Annotated in this window: 2 protein-coding genes; both read left to right on the forward strand. The window is 44.0% G+C overall.

All coding sequences use genetic code 11. The features are described 5' to 3' along the window. Positions 1 to 132 (forward strand): DUF1414 domain-containing protein (locus ABN217_RS19275; protein ID WP_349459864.1); only part of this gene is annotated, 132 nt, incomplete at its 5' end. A gap of 21 nt (positions 133 to 153) precedes the next feature. Further along, a partial coding sequence (locus ABN217_RS19280) for a DUF3413 domain-containing protein (protein ID WP_349459863.1) occupies positions 154 to 745 on the forward strand: 592 nt, incomplete at its 3' end.

The raw sequence follows: 745 nt of genomic DNA on the forward strand, positions 1-745 counted from the left end.
CTTCTAATGGTGTTGGGGAACATGGTCACCAATCTACTTAATACATCTGTCGCACCAGCGCAACGTAAAATGATTGCCGACTCTTTTGCCAACGCGTTACTGTCTTCTGTCAAAGAAGATCAGTCTCACTAATCGATTAACGAAATAAACAGTATGGTCACCCATCAGCGCTACCGTGATAAAGTCTCCCAAATGATAAGTTGGGGGCACTGGTTTGCACTTTTTAATATCCTGCTCAGCCTAGGGCTAAGTAGTAGCTATCTGTTTATTTTTGATTGGCCCGACACGCTCGCCGGGCGCATTTTTGCCTTCGTCAGTTGGATTGGCCATTTTAGTTTTGTCGTTTTTGCCTGCTACTTACTGATTGTTTTTCCACTGACCTTTATTGTTATGTCTCAGCGGCTGCTGAGGCTTATTTGTGTTGCGCTCGCCACCGCGGGTACAACCTTATTAATCTTTGATATTCGAGTCTTTAGCCAATTTGGTTTACACCTGACGCCACAGGTTTGGGATCTAGTGATCAACCCTGAAAAAGGGGAGATGGCACGCGAGTGGCAATTGATGTTTATCGCGATCCCTATCATCTTTCTTATTCAAATGCTTTTTGCAACTTGGAGTTGGCAAAAGCTACGCAGTTTGAATAGACAAACCTTTGGTAAACCACTCGCAGGGCTATTTATTGCCACCTTTGTGATGTCGCACCTTATGTATGGATGGTCTGATGCTAATTTCTATCGCCCTATTA

Origin of the sequence: Proteus sp. fly-1067 (genome assembly GCF_040139345.1) — a bacterium.
GTDB classification, from domain to species: domain Bacteria; phylum Pseudomonadota; class Gammaproteobacteria; order Enterobacterales; family Enterobacteriaceae; genus Proteus; species Proteus vulgaris_B.